This is a genomic window from Paenibacillus sp. SEL1, from assembly GCF_054602535.1.
In genome coordinates, this window is sequence record NZ_CM137723.1 from 3966165 (window position 1) to 3984044 (window position 17880).

General features: G+C 44.6%; 16 protein-coding genes and 2 pseudogenes. 14 read left to right on the forward strand and 4 right to left on the reverse strand.

Annotated elements, in window-relative coordinates; genetic code table 11:
- The first annotated feature begins 76 nt into the window (after positions 1-76).
- The 4 genes from ACYCSE_RS18520 (at position 77) to ACYCSE_RS18535 (ending at position 5218) form a co-directional block, all read left to right on the forward strand.
- Positions 77-955 carry a radical SAM/SPASM domain-containing protein gene (locus tag ACYCSE_RS18520; protein ID WP_061828666.1) on the forward strand — a complete coding sequence of 293 codons (879 nt, stop codon included), beginning with the start codon at positions 77-79 and terminating at the stop codon, positions 953-955.
- Positions 956-1193: 238 nt separating this feature from the next.
- Entirely contained in the window at positions 1194-1415 is a 222-nt protein-coding gene (locus ACYCSE_RS18525) for a hypothetical protein (protein ID WP_459699251.1), read from the forward strand.
- Positions 1406-3175, forward strand: coding sequence for an ABC transporter substrate-binding protein (locus ACYCSE_RS18530; RefSeq protein ID WP_459699253.1), 1770 nt, complete (start codon positions 1406-1408; stop codon positions 3173-3175). The genes ACYCSE_RS18525 and ACYCSE_RS18530 overlap by 10 nt, the downstream gene beginning before the upstream one ends.
- Before the next feature lie 348 nt (positions 3176-3523).
- A complete protein-coding gene (locus ACYCSE_RS18535) occupies positions 3524-5218 on the forward strand; it encodes a methyl-accepting chemotaxis protein (RefSeq protein ID WP_459699255.1) in 1695 nt (564 codons plus the stop codon).
- Positions 5219-5312: 94 nt separating this feature from the next.
- Here ACYCSE_RS18535 and ACYCSE_RS18540 read toward each other — a convergent pair whose 3' ends face one another.
- Both ACYCSE_RS18540 and ACYCSE_RS18545 read right to left on the reverse strand, forming a co-directional pair.
- On the reverse strand, positions 5313-5723 hold the full coding sequence (locus tag ACYCSE_RS18540; RefSeq protein WP_254347942.1) for a DUF4183 domain-containing protein: 411 nt from the start codon (positions 5721-5723) through the stop codon (positions 5313-5315).
- A gap of 178 nt (positions 5724-5901) precedes the next feature.
- Positions 5902-6080: pseudogene (locus tag ACYCSE_RS18545) on the reverse strand (DNA alkylation repair protein); the annotation flags it as partial.
- Positions 6081-6247: 167 nt separating this feature from the next.
- Here ACYCSE_RS18545 and ACYCSE_RS18550 point away from each other — a divergent pair.
- The gene (locus ACYCSE_RS18550) at positions 6248-7330 is read left to right on the forward strand and encodes an ankyrin repeat domain-containing protein (RefSeq protein ID WP_459699257.1); all 1083 of its coding nucleotides are present in this window, start codon (positions 6248-6250) and stop codon (positions 7328-7330) included.
- 89 nt (positions 7331-7419) lie between these two features.
- On the opposite strand, the gene ACYCSE_RS18555 is transcribed toward ACYCSE_RS18550, so the two are convergent.
- Positions 7420-8307, reverse strand: coding sequence for a LysR family transcriptional regulator (locus tag ACYCSE_RS18555; RefSeq protein ID WP_061828664.1), 888 nt, complete (start codon positions 8305-8307; stop codon positions 7420-7422).
- A 126-nt stretch (positions 8308-8433) separates the two neighbouring features.
- On the opposite strand from ACYCSE_RS18555, the gene ACYCSE_RS18560 reads away from it, so the two are divergent.
- From ACYCSE_RS18560 to ACYCSE_RS18575, 4 genes are all read left to right on the forward strand, one after another.
- Positions 8434-9105 carry an O-methyltransferase gene (locus ACYCSE_RS18560; RefSeq protein WP_459699260.1) on the forward strand — a complete coding sequence of 224 codons (672 nt, stop codon included), beginning with the start codon at positions 8434-8436 and terminating at the stop codon, positions 9103-9105.
- Positions 9106-9458: 353 nt separating this feature from the next.
- Entirely contained in the window at positions 9459-10205 is a 747-nt protein-coding gene (locus ACYCSE_RS18565; protein ID WP_061828662.1) for a DeoR/GlpR family DNA-binding transcription regulator, read from the forward strand.
- Positions 10206-10207: 2 nt separating this feature from the next.
- The gene (pfkB, locus tag ACYCSE_RS18570) at positions 10208-11119 is read left to right on the forward strand and encodes a 1-phosphofructokinase (RefSeq protein WP_061828660.1); all 912 of its coding nucleotides are present in this window, start codon (positions 10208-10210) and stop codon (positions 11117-11119) included.
- Between the two features lie 67 nt (positions 11120-11186).
- A complete protein-coding gene (locus ACYCSE_RS18575) occupies positions 11187-13115 on the forward strand; it encodes a PTS fructose transporter subunit IIABC (protein ID WP_322172069.1) in 1929 nt (642 codons plus the stop codon).
- Between the two features lie 163 nt (positions 13116-13278).
- Here ACYCSE_RS18575 and ACYCSE_RS18580 read toward each other — a convergent pair whose 3' ends face one another.
- Entirely contained in the window at positions 13279-14154 is an 876-nt protein-coding gene (locus ACYCSE_RS18580) for a LysR family transcriptional regulator (protein ID WP_459699262.1), read from the reverse strand.
- A gap of 111 nt (positions 14155-14265) precedes the next feature.
- Between ACYCSE_RS18580 and ACYCSE_RS18585 the strand changes: the two genes are divergently transcribed.
- From ACYCSE_RS18585 to ACYCSE_RS18605, 5 genes and pseudogenes are all read left to right on the forward strand, one after another.
- Positions 14266-14652 carry a tautomerase family protein gene (locus tag ACYCSE_RS18585; protein WP_446674427.1) on the forward strand — a complete coding sequence of 129 codons (387 nt, stop codon included), beginning with the start codon at positions 14266-14268 and terminating at the stop codon, positions 14650-14652.
- The gene (locus tag ACYCSE_RS18590) at positions 14649-14984 is read left to right on the forward strand and encodes a carboxymuconolactone decarboxylase family protein (RefSeq protein ID WP_336076960.1); all 336 of its coding nucleotides are present in this window, start codon (positions 14649-14651) and stop codon (positions 14982-14984) included. The genes ACYCSE_RS18585 and ACYCSE_RS18590 overlap by 4 nt, the downstream gene beginning before the upstream one ends.
- Positions 14985-15095: 111 nt before the next feature.
- Positions 15096-15308: pseudogene (locus ACYCSE_RS18595) on the forward strand (family 1 glycosylhydrolase); the annotation flags it as partial.
- Positions 15309-15485: 177 nt separating this feature from the next.
- On the forward strand, positions 15486-16388 hold the full coding sequence (locus ACYCSE_RS18600; protein ID WP_023987954.1) for a LysR family transcriptional regulator: 903 nt from the start codon (positions 15486-15488) through the stop codon (positions 16386-16388).
- 123 nt (positions 16389-16511) lie between these two features.
- Positions 16512-17651, forward strand: coding sequence for a 5-methyltetrahydropteroyltriglutamate--homocysteine S-methyltransferase (locus tag ACYCSE_RS18605; protein ID WP_459699265.1), 1140 nt, complete (start codon positions 16512-16514; stop codon positions 17649-17651).
- The last annotated feature ends 229 nt before the right edge of the window (positions 17652-17880 follow it).

The following is a 17880-nucleotide window of genomic DNA, read 5'->3' on the forward strand; positions in this document are numbered from 1 at the left end:
GGTGATAACCCGTTATAATCATAAGATTAGTGAGCATAAACAAGATGCTCCGGATGAAGGTTAGAATGGGGAAATCATGTTGAAAACTTTTAAAAAGGTATACATTGAGATAACGAGCATTTGCAATCTTGCATGCAGCTTTTGTCCTCAAACACAGCGTGTCAAAAAATTTATTGATCCGGAAGTCTTTCGAAATGTGCTTGATCAGGTCAAACCACACACGGATTACATCTATTTGCATGTAAAAGGAGAGCCGTTGCTCCATCCGAAAATTGATCTTTTGCTGGAAAGTGCTCATGAGAAAGGCTTGAAGGTCAATATAACCACCAATGGTACCTTGCTGCCGAAGACCGGACATAAGCTGCTTGGGCAACCAGCGCTGCGTCAGATGAACTTCTCTCTTCACAGTTTTGACGGGCATGAAGGCTCCGTGGATCGAGAAGGATATTTGGGTAATATTTTCACGTTTGTAAGAGAAGCAGTGAAACACAATGTCATTATTTCGTTCCGTCTCTGGAACCTGACTCAGGATAATCTGACTAATGTGCAGCGTCAGCGCAACCGGGAAACACTTGAACGACTGGAGCAAGAGTTTGGACTGGACTATCGGATTGAGGAAAAGGTGATACCAGGCAGTGGGGTCAAAATCGCACCAAATGTTTATTTGAATCAAGACCATGAATTTGAATGGCCGAGCCTCAGTGCCCCGGAAGATGACGGAAAAGGCTTTTGCCATGCACTCCGTAGCCAGGCGGCGGTATTGGTGGATGGAACAGTGGTCCCTTGCTGTCTTGATGGAGAAGGTGTCATTAATTTAGGTAACGTGCACGAACAATCTTTTTCCGACATTGTGGAAGGGGAGCGTGCAAACCGTCTGTACTTCGGATTCTCCAAGAGAGAAGCGGTAGAAGAGTTATGTCGAAAATGCGGGTACCGCAAACGATTTGGAACATAATCATACAGGTAGATCTCCATTCAACAGTAGAATGAATTGCAAGAAAGATAGCCCTTCTGCAGGGCTTTTTTACTTATATTTTGATATATACATACATAATCAATGGTTTTGAACTGTTTAGAGGAAGTTAGATACAATCGATTGTTTGTGAGAATGATTATCAATTATAATGAATTTAATTCTGATAGGGCGGAATAAGAACTGAAGGAACGGTTTGGATGGAGGCTGAGCGGTAGTAATGAAGTTGAACGATCACATTTTGCTGTGGAATCATGTTTTTATACAGGTGATGGATGTTCGTCATAAGAAGATAGAAAAAGGGGAGGAGCTACGAACCTATCGACTTCCTGTTAGTGCGTTCTTGTATGCTGTGCGTGGAAGCGCACGGGTACGGTTGGATAACAGTATTCACAGGGTAGGCGTTTCCATGTACTGCATGGCGGAAAAGGAATGTGCCTGAGTATCCTGGCGGAAGAGGGGCTTGAATATTTCATCATTTTGTACAAGGCAACGTTGGCTCTGCCTGGTCGCGAGGAGATTGCACAATTGCAGGAAAAGGAAAATCCTTTTCAGAATCAGTATGCTTTCGCACCTCATTACCCGCTGCCCCTGTACGATCAAGTGAAGCTGTTGGAGCAAGAATGGCGTGAAGCTTCTGGACTTGGCAAACTGCATGTTAAAGCCTTATTTCATCAATTTGTATATGAGTTGTTGCAGCAGTTGTATGGGCAGGACATCGAACCTCTTAAGCCCGACCGTGTATCGCAGGCTGTAGCCTATATGCGTGAACATTTTAGTCGGCCTATGACACTTGAGTCCATTGCGGAGGAGCTGGAATGCAGTACTGGGCATTTATCAAGGTTGTTCAAAAGTAAAATGCATACCAGTCCGATTCATTACTTGGGCCAAGTAAGAGCAGATCGAGCAGCAGAACTGCTAATGCAGACGGACGCCACTTTGCAGGAGATTGCAGAGCGTGTGGGATATCCAGATGCCCATTCGTTAAGTCGCAGCTTCAAGAAATATAAGGGACTATCTCCCGTACGATTCAAAAAGGAGAGGGAGCATCCTGCCCAGAAGCAAGATCAGGATATGCCCCAAACGATGCTTAAATATGCCCTTCAGCGGACATCTTTCACACGTTATACTGATATTGATTTTCAATATCGGCATCATGCGGAAGGGGATTTAATCATGCACGGAAGAGTCAAAATAACGGCCATGATGATTATGCTGTGTTTATCTTTGATGCTGGGAGCTTGCTCGGCTCCGGCGAATACAAATGGAAGCTCGCAAACGAAGGCTAATCATACAGCGACATCATCCAACAGCGATGGACAAGCGGCAGTGCAAGCACAGACAAGAACGGTTAAGACATTAAAAGGCGATGTGGAAGTACCTGCAAACCCGAAACGAGTGGCATCGGATCAGTATATGGGGCATCTTTTGAAGCTGGGGATTATTCCGGTAGGGGTCAGAAGCTATATGCTGAATGAGGCTTGGATTGATCGATCGGGATATCCCAAAGAGAAGTTGGCCGGAATCAAGGATCTCGGTGATTTTCCTATGGATTTAGAGGAACTGACCGTTCTGCAACCGGATTTAATTATCGGTTCAATCGAAAAGAACATCAACAGCTACCAAAAGGTAGGAACGACCGTGTTCCTGCCGTATTGGGAGGGCGAATCTACAGCGGGACCGCTGGATAAATTCCGTAGAATCAGTGAAATCTTTGGCAAGCAGAAAGAAGCCGAGCAGTGGATTACTGAATACGAGAAGAAAGCTGCAGAGGCCAGAACGAAAATTCAAGGTATCGTTAAGGACGGAGAGACGGTTTCAATTGTACAAGTCGCCAATAAATCGATATATGTTTTGGCAGCGAAAGGCGGCAATTACGGAAGTCCGACCATTTATCAGATGCTAAAGCTGCCACCTACCAAGAAGGCATTGAACATGAAAGAAGGATTTGAAAATATTTCACTTGAGGTTTTACCCGAGTATATGGGAGATCACATCTTTGTATACGGTTCAGAAGATGAAGGGGCTAATCAGATTCTGCATAATGAGCTATGGAAAGGACTTCCGGCTGTAAAAAAAGGACAGGTTTATATGTACGGTTCATTCAGCGATAAAGAGGATGAGTTTGTGATGGAAGATCCTTATTCATTGGAACTTCAATTGGATACGATAGTTAATCTCTTATTAGCCCACAAAAAATAAAGCTGAATACACCTATAAAAATCAAAATACGTTACCGATGAAACACATGATATATAGAAAAATCAACTGCTAAAAACGAGGGTGAACCTCTGTGTTTAGCAGTTTTTTTGTCGTAATTCAACAGAGGCACTCTCACCTCAGTCGCTTATGGTAGTCGTCACCGCGCCATTAATGACGGCCGTTCGCTGCAACGTCCCCGTTTACAAAAAACAGTGACTATTCTCACAAAAAACGACATATTCCGACACTGGAATGCCATATTATAGGAAGTGTTGATAGGCTATAATCGTAGCAGTGAAAACGGATGGTCACAAAAATTTATTAGAGTCAGGATTGGTGGTTCAAATAATGAAGCTGGCAACAAAATTAACCTGGATGATGCTCATCATACTGCTTCTCGTAGGTTCCTCCATTGGATACTTCGGATATCGTACCGCTTATCATCAAGTGGATGAAGCTGCTGGGATCGAGCTGGTGGGTTGCGCCAATATTACGACTGGCCTTATAGATCCTGCGGATATATCGGCTCTGGTCAGTGGAGATAACAGCAAACTTGCTGCCATTGAAGACCGGATCGGCTGGATTGTAGCACATAAGCCTATTTTTAAAGAGGCTTTCATTATCTCCTTGGATGGAAAAATTCTGGCCGCCGATGCCAACTTCAAGCAAAGAGGCTATCAAGCTGGCGATTCCTTCTACTTCACAGACGAAGACAAAAAAATGATAACTACCATGAAGCATTCAGCATACTCCAAGGTTTATACATATGAAGGAACCTCGCTCAAAACCGGATACGGCCCCATTTATCAGGACCATGATCCCACCAAGCCCATTGTTGCACTGATGGCCATCAATTTTGACGGTTCGTTAATTCAGGAACGGACGTTGGATATTATTGTTCAGCCCTTTATTATTGGCGGCTCCATTTTCATCGTGGCTATCCTTGTTGTTTACCTGTTGATCCGCCATATGGTAAGTCCGCTTACCAAGCTGTCAGCCTCTGTGAATACCATAACCAAAGGCGACCTTACTCATGAACCGCTTCTTTTCAAAAGCAAGGATGAAATCGGGACGCTGGCCAGCGACTTCAACGATATGACAATGAACCTGCGCAACCTGATTACTCAGGTCAATGACACCTCTATGCTGGTCGCTTCTTCCTCTCAAGAGCTGTCTGCCAGCGCACAGGCAACGAACCGTGCTGGAGAGCATAGCGTGAATGTTACGATTGAGTTAGCCGATGGAGCGCATACCCAACTGGAGAATCTGGAAGGAAGCTATAAAGCTGTTCAGGATATGTCACGCTTCATCAGCGATATTGCCGGCAATGCGGACATCGCAATGAACAAGGCCGCGGATAATGTCCAGAAAGCACGTCTTGGCCGGGAATCGATGGATTCCACCACCTCCCAAATGGGAGTTGTCAGCGAAAGCATCGGCGATCTCTCAAGCATTATTCATACGCTTGGCAGCCACTCCAAGGAGATTGAGAACATTGTCGGCACCATCGCCAGCATCGCCGAGGAGACCAACTTGCTGTCTTTGAATGCAGCGATAGAAGCTGCGCGCGCCGGAGAAGAAGGTCAGGGCTTTGCCGTTGTCGCTGGCTCTGTCCGCAAGCTGGCCGAACGTTCTGCCAATTCTGCCACACAAATCAGCGAGCTGATCAGTCTGATTATCGCCCAAATGGACAAGGCAGGAGAAACTATGAAGCGTTCCAAGGACGAAATGATGCAGGGCAAAGAGTTGATCATATCAGCCGGACGCTCCTTCTCCGAGATCGAGGTCTCCATCTCCGATATGTCTTCCCAAAGCGAGCAAATATCAGCCACAGTTCGGGATCTGGCGCTGATCTCTGAAGGGCTCGTTGAAGCCATTCAGAATACCGTAATGGTCTCTAACCATACGGCTGAAGGGGCAAAGTCCCTGTCAGCCTCTTCGGAGCAACAGCTTGCTGCCATGCAAGAAGTGGAATCCTCCGCAGCGCTTCTCTCATCACTTGCCGAGAAGCTTCAGGTGCTTGTGGAGAACTTCAAGATTTAAATATTCGGGGTTCAAAGAGAAATAAACCGCTAAAAGACGAGGGTAAACCCTGTGTTTGGCGGTTTTTTTATAGTAATTTTACGAAGGCATTCTCTCAGTCGCTTATGGTAGTAGTTACTGTAACATTGTTGACAGAGGTTGAGGAGGCACTAGAGTTGAAATTAATAACCTCAACGACTACTGTTGCACCAACAATCAGGCCTGTATTTATAATTAGGTTTGTAGCAGAAAGCGTTGTTAAGCCGCCTCGCTGCAACGTCCCATTTACAAATACATTGTAGTATCCGCTACTGGTCGGAACCACAAGACTGTTTGCCGCGACTGAAGTACCACTATCATTCGTGAAATTTTGTGCTGGGATAGTGGTCACTCCACCTAATATATTACCAAGCACGACAATAGCTGTGTAACGATTAACCACTGGAGTGACATTGATACTTGTTGTGATAGCAATGTTTCCAGATACAATACTGTCTGCTTCCAGATAGATTCGAATAATAGACATAGGAATTCCTCCATTCCTAATGTTCCAGATAAATATTATAGTTTATGTGAATATTCTAGATATGGATTGGATGGGGAGGAGTCTTCTAATTATTTCTCTTTGTTCAAGCTTCTTTGGGCCCGGGTTACTATTCGCTTCGTTTCTTTGGTATCCGAAGTCATCAAGCGAAGACATCGGATGATCGCTGCAAGCCAAATTCATTAAGAGTATTTTGCAATAGTACACATGATCGACAGCCAGCCATTCGGTGAGATTCACCGTCTCAAGCCGCCCCTGCTGTAGCAGCTGAAGCACATCACTAGGAATATCTGACCCTTTGCGAGCACCTTTTCGGTTGCACAGAGTATACAGAATCATAATACAATTATAGCTTCTATAAGGAATTTTGATCTCTATTACTCACTTGTTTGCGCTAGAGAGAATAATGAATTTTGGGGAGTCTGTTGGATTTATACAAAGGAGAGGTTGGTATAAAATAGATATACATGATTAATAGTAGATACATAAAGAGTGAGGTAATAACGATGATTAAATTAAAAGATGTAGGCAATTTCGAGGTTCTTCCTGAGATAGCGATGCATATCGTTCAAGGCAATATATCCGCTTTACGCCAAGCGCTGACCGAAGGCTGGGATATAGAACAAGGAATCGTTATCAGCAAATATACGACATTAAGTCCATTAGATATTACACTCATCACTGAGCAAATGGAAGTCTTGAAGCTACTGGTCGATGAGGGGGTCCAACTTAATGTGAAGGATAATCCCGCATTCCTGAAGGCTGTTCGCTATGGTACCGAAGAGATTGTCCGTTATGTGGTCGCCCATGGCGCCAAGCTGGACGGTAAAAATCATGTCAAATCCGGTGCTTATGAGCAAGCCTACTACGGTAACAAAAGTAATATACTGCTTATCCATGAGCTGGGCCTCGATATGAAGCAGCATGCTGGAGCAACACTCCGCAGCGCAGTTAGTAAGCATGACCTAAAAACAGTAGCATTACTATTGGAACATGGTGTAGATATTAATTTCAATGCCTCTAATATGGTATATCCTTATAAAGCCACACCTTTAACAGTGGCGGCACGCAACAACGATTTTGCGATGGTGAAGTATTTGGTTCAGCAAGGCGCTGATATGATGCTGGCAGAAAAAGATGGAGAACGGGCATATACAATTGCACTAAAGAATAATAACGTAGAAATGGCTGAGTATTTAAAGTCTGTAGAGCCTCCGGCATTTCATAATTTGGAAAATAAACGACATGCTTTGAAAAGCTACAAGCTTCCGAAGGATTTAATAGCCTTTCTGACGGGGGATCAGCTCCGTGTGAACCTGCCAGAAAATGATCTTGATATTCAATTTGTTGAGTTCTTCTCGCTCATAGATACGGTTGAGATGAAGGTGGGTCGGCAAAAGCTGTTGCGTCTGTCTCTAAAAGTAGATAATTACTCGGATATTATATTGGTGTGGAATCCGAAGCAGAAGTGCCTGGGTTATTATGACGAGGAGCATCAGGAACATGCGGATGTGTGCAGCTTTGCCGAGTTTCTTGCACAGCCGGAAGATTATCTGGAGAAGATTATTGAGGGTGAATATGTATCATAACAAGGTGAGCCATGAATGCGGTATGCACGCAGTCATGGCTCTTGTTATTTTAAAATACAGCGCTAGTGTACACAGGTGCCTAATACTCATCAGGAATGGTTACGTATGAGCTGAATGAGATTTAGAGTAGCGGTAGATAGGGGTTCGTTCTTACGGGTACAGATGGCGATTGAATTGAGAAGCTGGATGTCTTCTACATATACCCGGCACAGTTCGCCACGTTCTACATATTCACGCACGACCAGTGAGGACACAAAGTTGGCACCATATCCGGCAATAACTGCGGTAATCGCCTCATGCAGCCCTGTGAAGTTTAGGGTGACCTGGGGGGCGGGGGCATTGTAGGTTCGACATAAGGAAAATAATCTCTCCCGTGTTGAGCTCCCTTTTTCACGCATAACAAAGGGTTCATGCATCATTTCCAATAAAGAAACCTGCTGATTTGCATATCGATGATCTGGAGCTACCACGAACCACAATTCATCACGAAATAATTCTTCAGTCTGAATCGTATCGGGATACTGCTCAGGCAGTCCTCCGTAGATAGCCAAATCCACTTCTATATTTAATAGCTGCTGCAAAGCATCGTTGGAATTTGTAGTGTTAATCGTCATTTCAACATGTTCATATTGTTGTTTGAATTTTGCAATCCAGGCCGGAATGAGAAAATGAGCCGGTAAATAAGTAGCCGCTAGCCGGATATGACCATGAGCTCCATCACGATAATCTTGTGAAAATTGTTCGATTTGCTGTTCGACAGCAAAGAGCCGTCTGGCGAGTACAGCAAGTTTTTCACCAGCATCCGTTAAGGCAATCCCTCTTCCTAGCGGCATGAGCAGTGTGAGAGATATTTCTTTTTCAAATTTTTTAATCTGGGCAGTAATCGCAGGTTGACTAATATTTAAAAGTTCAGAGGCACGTGTCACACTCCCTGTAGAGGCGACCACGTGAAATAAGCGTAATGCATGCAGGTTCAAGACCATACTTCCTTTCCGACAGATTCATATATGTAGATTATGAATAGAGCAAAAACATATATTATTTTTATAATAATAATTCATTTACAATCAAATTGTAAGTTAATCCAAAGGAGAGTGGAGCGAATGAATCAAACGAACACGTGGGATCAAGTAGACCAGTATATATCGGAGTGTCTCATTCCGCATGATGCTGTCTTGGAACAAGTATTGGCCGCTAATCAAAAGGCGGGACTACCTCCGCATGATGTATCCCCCAATCAGGGAAAGCTAATAAATATCCTTGCTCAAATGCAGGGAGCGCGACGTGTGCTGGAGATCGGTACTTTGGGAGGCTACAGCACAATCTGGTTGGGAAGGGCGTTGCCGGAGGAGGGAGAATTAGTTACGCTGGAAGCCAATCCGATCCATGCTAAAATTGCCCGGTCGAATATATCGTTGGCTCAGTTGGATGAAATAGTGGAACTTCGGGAGGGAGACGCTTTAGAGCAGTTAGCACAGATGAAAGAGGAGAGAGTTGACCCCTTTGATCTTATTTTTATCGATGCGGATAAACCCAATAATCCATTTTATCTGGATTGGGCACTTCGTTTTTCACGTCCTGGCACCGTTATTATCGGTGATAATGTTATCCGTGAAGGAGAAGTGGTTCAAGCTTATAGCACAGACCCCCGTGTGCAGGGAGTAAGAAAGTTTTATGAGATGCTAGCTGAGGAATCAAGAATTACAGCTACATCTATCCAAACCGTGGGGAGCAAGGGGTATGACGGTTTCGTCATTGGAATCGTTAAGGGCTGAACGCTAAGCATCTCGATTGGCTAAACACAAAGGGGAGCAGTCCTCGTGTTTAGCCTTTTTCTGAGCAGTAGAGAAGGTGGGGACGAATTGTGCGCATAATGGTAAAATAGTACTGATGGAAGCTTTAGAACGTTTTTGAACGTTTACTGCTGAATTCCTATGTAAGAAGAATGAATTTACATAAAAGTAGATGTATTTTCTTTAAAATGTAAACGCAATCATGATGATTGGAGCAGGAATTCACCATTTTGTAAAAAAATGAATTAGAAATGAATTTTTTTGAATCTTTTTGAAGAAAAGTGATTGTTTTTTGTCAAGTTTGTGGTACGATATGATCAGTTGGGGGAATGATGATGCTGACGGAAGAAAGATACAAGTTAATAATACAGCGCTTACAAGAATGTGGTGTTGTAAAGTTGCAAGAATTGGCTGATCTGTTGGGAGCTTCTGAGTCAACGATTCGGCGTGATTTGATAGATCTTGAGAGCCGTCAGTTACTCAAGCGGATTCATGGAGGGGCAACCTTGCTGAATCAGAAAAGTCAGGAACCTGGCATGGAAGAAAAAACATTCAAAAACGTTCAAGAAAAAAATGCGGTGGCCCGTATAGCAGCCAAAGAAATTTTGGATGGCGAATGTATTTATCTGGATGCGGGAACAACAACGATGGCGATGATTCCTTACATTGAAGCTAAAGACGTGACGGTCGTGACGAATGGACTATCCCACGTAGAAGCACTGGTAAGCAAAAGAATCAGAAGCTATCTACTGGGAGGGATGATGAAAATTCATACCAAAGCCGTAATCGGGAGTATTGCCCTACAAAATTTGGACAATTTTCGATTCGACAAGTGCTTTCTAGGAACGAACGGGGTGGATATGGAAATGGGGTATACAACTCCTGATCCCGAAGAGGCGCTGATCAAGCGACGTGCTCACCAGCTGTCTGGCAAAACGTATGTGTTAGCCGATTCCAGCAAAATTGGAGAAGTAACCTTCGCCAAACTGTTCGAGCTCAAGGAAGCTATACTTATTACTGAATCGATGCCAGAACGGTCACGCCGATCCATCGCTCAGAAAACTAAGATAATCGAGGGATAACAATGATATATACAGTAACGCTGAACCCTTCCATTGATTATATCGTGGAAGTTGATGATTTGAAGCTTGGTGATTTGAACCGGATGAAACGTGATTTAAAACTGCCAGGTGGTAAGGGAATTAATGTATCACGTGTACTGAACCAGTTGGGGGCAGATAGCACGGCGATTGGTTTTCTCGGAGGATTCACAGGCAGGTTTATCGACGATACATTGCGGGAAGAATCCATTAAAACTGATTTTGTAATGATCGAAGATGACACGCGGATTAACATTAAGCTCAAGCATGGCGATGAAACGGAAATTAATGGTTTGGGACCTGCGATTCGTGAGCAAGAGGCCGATGCGTTGGTGCAAAAGCTGGCGGGACTCCAGAAAAATGACATTGTCGTCTTGTCGGGAAGTATTCCACCGTCACTTGGAGGAGACTTCTATGATCGGCTGATTAGCGTATGTCAGCAAACTGGCGCTGAATTCGTCATCGACACCACAGGTGAGGCGTTGATGAAGGCACTGGTTCATAAACCGCTGCTCATCAAACCGAATCACCACGAGCTGGCTGAGTTGTTTGGCGTAACGATTCATTCAAAGGAGGAGATCGTCACTTACGGTCGTAAGCTGCTGGAAGCAGGCGCAAAAAATGTACTGATTTCCATGGCAGGAGAAGGGGCTTTGTTCATTACGGCAGATGAAGTGTATCACGCAAATGTACCAGCAGGTACGGTGAAAAATTCTGTAGGCGCAGGTGATTCAATGATTGCTGGATTCGTGGGTACGCTGTCTCTTCATGGCGATCCGATCGAAGCATTCCGTGCAGGAGTGGCATCCGGAAGCGCAACTGCGTTTTCCGATGATCTGGCTACTAAAGAGAAGATTGAACAATTACGGCCGCAAGTCACGATTTCAAAACGGTAATTCGGCTGCATCATGAGCTTATTATGCGTGTATCGACACGCTGATCGAACTTAGGAGAGTGTGAAAAATGAGAATAACAGACCTGATGATTAAAGAAACGATGATCATGGACCTGCAGGCGACGACAAAAGACGAGGCGATTGAGGAGCTTATCGCTAGTCTCGAAGCAAGTGGACGTATTAATGACCGTGCCTTGTTTAAAGAAATGATTTACAAACGTGAAGCAGAGTCTAGCACTGGAATCGGCGGCGGCATTGCGATGCCGCATGCCAAGACTAAAGCCGTGAATGAAGCGACTGTCGTTTTCGCCAAAAGCAGTAAAGGCGTAGAATTCGAATCGTTGGACGGTGAGCCGGCAAAAGTGTTCTTTATGATTGCGGCTCCAGAGGGAGCAGCAAATACGCATCTTCGCACACTAGCGGCTCTTTCCCGGCTTCTAATTGATACCGATTTCATTGACAAACTGATGAATACGCAAACACCGGATGAAGTATCCGAGCTGTTTGATACCAAGCAGGCGGAAGAAGAAGCAGCCAAGAAAGCAAAAGAAGCAAAGAAAGAGGCTGCCAAAGCACAGAAAACGCCGGATGTTATCGTTGGTAACCCGAATTCAGACGAGTTTGTGGTTGCGGTGACTGCCTGCCCTACAGGCATTGCGCATACGTTTATGGCTGAAGACGCTCTCATTAAGAAAGCGACAGAAATGGGTGTTAACATCCGGGTAGAAACGAATGGCTCGGAAGGTGCGCAAAACGTACTGACAGCGGATGAAATTCGCCGTGCCAAAGGTGTAATCGTTGCTGCTGACAAAAAGGTTGAAATGGCCAGATTTGACGGTAAACCTGTATTGCAAAGACCGGTAAGCGACGGTATCCGTAAATCTGAGGAACTGATCCGCAAAGCGCTGAACGGCGATGCCCCAATTTATCGTAGTGAAGGTAAAAGCAGTGCTGAAGAGTCGAAAGCGGAGAAGAGCAGCGTGGGCAGTAAAATCTATAAGGATTTAATGAACGGTATTTCTCATATGCTGCCATTCGTTGTAGGCGGGGGGATTTTGTTAGCAATTTCCTTCTTGATTGAACAAGTGGCAGGAGAAGACAATGCATTGTTCCAACTGTTGCAGACAATTGGCGGTGGAACAGGTGCGTTCCACTTCCTGATTCCGATACTGGCCGGATTTATCGCGATGAGCATTGGAGACCGCCCGGCACTGATGCCAGGTATGGTTGGGGGTCTGATGGCTGTAAACTCTAATGCAGGCTTCCTTGGCGGTCTGGCAGCTGGTTTCATGGCTGGTTATGTGGTGATCTTCCTGCGTAAAGCTTTTGCAGGTCTGCCGAAAACACTGGATGGTTTAAAACCAATCTTGTTATACCCTGTATTTGGACTTCTAATTTCAGGCGCGATTATGTTCTACCTGTTCGATCCAATTTTCGGTGGTATTAATACGTGGCTTGTTAATGTTCTGAACAATTTAGGAACAGGTAATGCAGTTATTTTGGGTCTGATCCTGGGCGGAATGATGTCGATCGACATGGGTGGTCCTTTTAACAAAGCAGCTTACGCATTTTCGATCGGTGTCTTTACTTCCAGCGGTAACACGAACGGCGCTATGATGGCGGCTGTTATGGCGGCTGGTATGGTACCTCCGCTGGCGATCGCATTAGCTTCGACGTTCTTCAAAAATAAGTTTACTGAGCAAGAGCGCAAGTCTGGCTTGACGAACTATGTACTTGGATTGTCCTTCATTACAGAAGGAGCCATTCCATTCGCAGCTGCCGATCCTCTGCGTGTCCTGACCTCTTGTATTGTAGGTTCAGCGATTGCTGGTGGTCTGACGCAGTTCTGGCAAATCAATCTTCCAGCTCCACATGGCGGAATTTTTGTAGCAGCTCTTGCCAATCATGCTTTGCTGTTCTTGCTTGCAGTCGTGATCGGCTCCGTGATTTCCGCGCTCATTCTGGGACTGTGGAAAAAACCGCTCGAAGCGAAATAACGGGTATGTCAAGAGTATAAAAATTAAAAGAGGGCCACATTTCTTTAGGCCATCAAAATAGTAAAGCCGCTAAACATCAGGTTTCTGAGTGTTTAGCGGCTTTTTCTTTATGCAAAGGTGTCTGCTTTGCCTATATAGCTTATTAGTAGTTATTGCATTGGAGCTATAGCCTATAAAGCTCCTTAACCAGCTGTATAAATAGCTTTCGGGCCGAAGACATATACTGCTGGTGATGGTTGTTTTGTAGCAGTCCAATAGGAATATTCGGGCCTGTTAACGGGAGGGGGACGGTAACCAGTTCCTCCGGCAAAGGCATTGACGATAGAACCACTCCAACTGATGGAATCGTTTTTACAAATGTGGCGATCGACGAGATTTGACTGACAGTATAAAAAAACGGCATCGATGGAAAGCGGGAAAGCTCTTTCTCCAGTCGTATATGGTACAAGCAGTTCTTACCTCCGACGATAAGCGGGTACTCGTACAGATCTTCGAGATAAAGCTCACTTTTTACCGCAAAAGGGTGATTACGGGATACAATAAAGGCGATGTGTTCGTGATATATGGGTTCAAAGTGTAAGGAAGGAATCGAGTGAGGTTCCCCGGAGATTGCAAAATCCAGCTTACCGTCCACCAAAGCATTTGCGAGTGCATCCGTGTTGCCAACTGTAAAATGGCACGTAATATTCGGTTTATGCTCTCGAAACTGCTGCAGAACCAAGGGCAGTACGGTAGCCGCCACCGTTTCAATCACACCGATATGGAGCGTGCCAATCTCCTCCTTTTTTAGAGACTTCGCCTGGTCCATCACAAAATTCCAATGCTGAATAAGCCCGTTTATCTCCTCGGCATATAGTTTGCCTGGGGACGTTAACTCTGCATCCCACCCCCTTTTAAAAAGCTGAAATCCCAGCTCTTTCTCTAGCCTCTGGATTTGGTTCGTGACTGTAGACTGAGCGTAGTTTAATTTGGCAGCAGCTTTTAAAAACGTTCCTTCTTCGATTATGGTACGAAATGTAGTTAATTCTTTCAGATCCACGCATGTTCATCTCCATCGGTAAAATTGAATATATTTATGATTGTTTTCAATTATACAGATGAAAATAAGAGGAGTACAATCATCTTATCCCAGCGAATAGGAGAGATGAACATGCCATTTGTACGAATTGGCTACATGGAGCAGCAATACACAGAGCAAGAGTTGCCTTGGATTAGTCGCTGTATCATGAATGCTTTGATCGAACATTTTCAGGTTCCAGAAAAAGATTACTTTCAGGTTTTTCATGCTCATAAGCAAAGCGAGTTTTATTATAGTCCCGATTATTTGAATGTATCCAGAACAGACAAGCTGCTGTACATCCAAATTACATTGGGATCGGGTAGAACTACGGAACAAAAAAAGAGTTTCTACCAAAAGTTAGCGGAACTCTTATCTATTGAATGTAAGGTTAGACCGGAGGATGTATTTGTGACACTGGTAGAGACTGAATTAGAGGATTGGTCCTTTGGCAACGGACTTGCCCAGATGATTGTATGAAGCATAAATTGATCAGATCGAGTGTTCGGGAAACCATCGGTGATTTTGCTCCCGCTTTTGTAGGTTATACGGAGGATGTTCTTTTTGGAGATGTATGGAGAAGAAGTGAGCTATCTCTCAGAGAACGGAGTCTCATTACAGTTGCCGCTCTGGTAGCGTGTGAGCATGTAAATCAACTTCCTTATCATCTGAAACTGGCCAAGGAGAACGGAATTTCGGAGGAAGAACTGGTTGAGGTCATTACACAGCTTGCCTTTTATGTAGGATGGCCCCGGGCAGCCTCAGCTATGCAGGTTGCCAAAGAGGTGTTTTGCAAAGAGAAAGAGAGTTAAGCATGAACCTAAAAACTGCTAAGCGCAAGGGATTCCGAGTGTTTAGCAGTTTTTTGGCATGATTGTGTTGTTATTCTGCATTGTTACTGATAAGCAGGCGATACCCAGATAATTCAACTGGAAATTACAGACGGTGTAGAAGTATTCGGCTTCTGTCCGTGGTCTGCGATTGACCTTGTTAGTACTAATCAGGGCTTCAGCAAACGTTACGGGTTTATCTATGTGGATCGTGAGGAGTTTGATCTCAAGGATCTGCGTCGTATTCGTAAACAAAGCTTCTATTGTTATCAAAAGCTGATTTCCACAAACGGTGAAATTCGTTAATTAAAGCCGCCGTGAAAAAGCACCTCCTTGAAATGGATATTACCATTTTGAGGGGGTGTTTGTATTTATAGCCTTGGGGAGAGTCTGAATTCATTCAAGCATCCAATTACTCCTTTCCCAGAAGTGTGATCGTGTATTATATAATAGAAGAAACACAAACGGAAAGGACATCATGCATTGACTTTACAACAATTAAAATATGTCATTGAGGTTGCCAATCGCGGTTCCATGAATGAGGCGGCAAAGCGGTTGTTCATTTCCCAGCCCAGTCTGTCGAACGCGATTCGTGATCTGGAGGAAGAAATTCATATCACCATTTTTGAGCGTACCAATAAGGGGATTTCTTTGTCCAAGGAAGGCGTGGAATTCCTCGGTTATGCACGTCAGGTCGTTGAGCAGGCGGAGCTGCTGGAAAGTCGCTATCTGGATGCCAAGCCTTCACCACAGCATTTTGCTGTGTCCACGCAGCATTACGCTTTTGCTGTAAATGCATTCGTAAATCTGGTAAATCAATATGGTCAAGAAGAGTATGAATTGGCTTTGCGAGAGACCAAAACCCATGAAATCATACAGGATGTCAAAAGCCTGCGCAGTGAGATCGGAATCCTGTATCTGAACGAATTTAACGCCAAGGTCATTAACAAGCTGCTAAAAGATGCGAATCTGCAATTTAACAGCCTGTTTACGGCCAAGCCACATATTTTTATCAGTGCCAATAATCCGCTATCCCGACAGTCCATCGTGACCATTGACCAGCTTCATCCGTATCCGTATTTGTCCTTTGAGCAAGGGGAGTACAATTCCTTTCACTTTTCCGAGGAGATTCTCAGTACGTTATCGCATCCCAAAAGCATTCGTGTCCATGACCGGGCGACCCTTTTTAATTTGCTCATTGGCTTGAACGGCTATACGATTTCTACCGGGGTGATCAGTGCGGATCTGAACGGTAACGACATTATTTCCGTTCCTCTGGAATGTGATGAGTCTATTAATGTGGGATGGATTTGCCATAAAAACGCTGCGCTCTCCAAGCTGGCCACTGTCTATGTAGAAGCGCTGCATGAGGCGATAGGGGAATAAAAGGTTTGGTATAGCCTTAGGCTATAACTAGCTATAGTTTATTGGAGTTACCTTATAACTGAAAATGTATGTTATCTTTCTTACAAGAACTTCACTACAAAAGCGAAAAAGGAGATAACCTTAATGAGCAGCATCCTTGATAATGCATCCCAACGTAAAGTGACCCCTTTTAGACACGATATGGTCGGCAGCTTTCTGCGCCCGCAAGCGATTAAAGACGCCAGAATTCAATTTCAAAATAATGAAATCTCTGCGGACGAGCTGAGAAAGATTGAAGATAACGAAATTATCAAGCTAGTGGAAAAGCAAAAATCCGTAGGACTTCAAGCCGTGACAGACGGTGAATTCAGACGCTCCTGGTGGCATCTTGATTTTATGTGGGGTCTGGATGGTGTGGAAAAGGTACAGCTTTCGAACGGCTACCAATTCCAAGGTGTGGAAACAAGAGCGGAAACCGCACGCTTGTCCGGTAAAATCGGACATTCCCGTCATCCTTTCATTGAAGATTTCAAATTCCTGAAGCAAGCCGCAGGTGAGGATGCGATCGCGCGCCAAACGATCCCGGCACCTGCACAGTTCCTGGCCGAGCTGTTGCGCGGAGAGAATAAAGAAACAACCGATACGTATTACAGCAATCTGGATGAACTGGTGACGGATATCGCCAAAGCCTACAAGTCCGTGATTCAAGCGTTGTACAGTGAGGGCTGCCGCAGCTTGCAACTGGATGATTGCACATGGGGTATGCTCTGTGATAAAAACTATTGGGAAGCTAGACAGCATGCGGGTGAGAATGTGGAAGATACCAAAAAGCTGTTTGCCCGCGTGAATCAGGAAACGGTGAAGGATCTTCCAGCCGATTTGGTCGTAACGACCCACGTATGCCGTGGTAACTACCATTCCACCTGGGCATCTTCTGGCGGCTATGAGCCTGTAGCCGAAACCCTGTTCGGCATCGACAACATCGACGGCTACTATCTCGAATTCGACACCGACCGTGCAGGTGACTTCACACCGCTTAAGTATCTGAAAGATCAAAAGCAGGTCGTACTGGGCCTAGTTTCCTCCAAAACGGGTGAACTGGAAGACAAGCAGACGGTCATTAACCGCATTAAGGAAGCGACTCAATTCGTCGACATCAACCACATCTGCCTCAGTCCACAATGCGGATTCGCTTCGACAGAAGAGGGCAATATTCTGACAGAAGAGCAGCAGTGGAAAAAGCTTGCTTTCATTAAAGAGATTGCGGACGAGATTTGGAAATAAGGGGTTAGTTTAGGGGAATTGAAAGGTTCTATTAGTTAAAGATATTTATAAAAAACACGTCATATATGGACGTGTTTTTTGATCTTTACAAGATCAGGTGGGAGTATTCTTTGGATTGAATTCCATAACATAAACAATATGGTCATATGGTTTCGCCAAACTGATGGCGGGAAACTCTAAAAAAGCATAATTTCTGAATATCCTAAAAAAGGTTAAGACTCTTTTATGT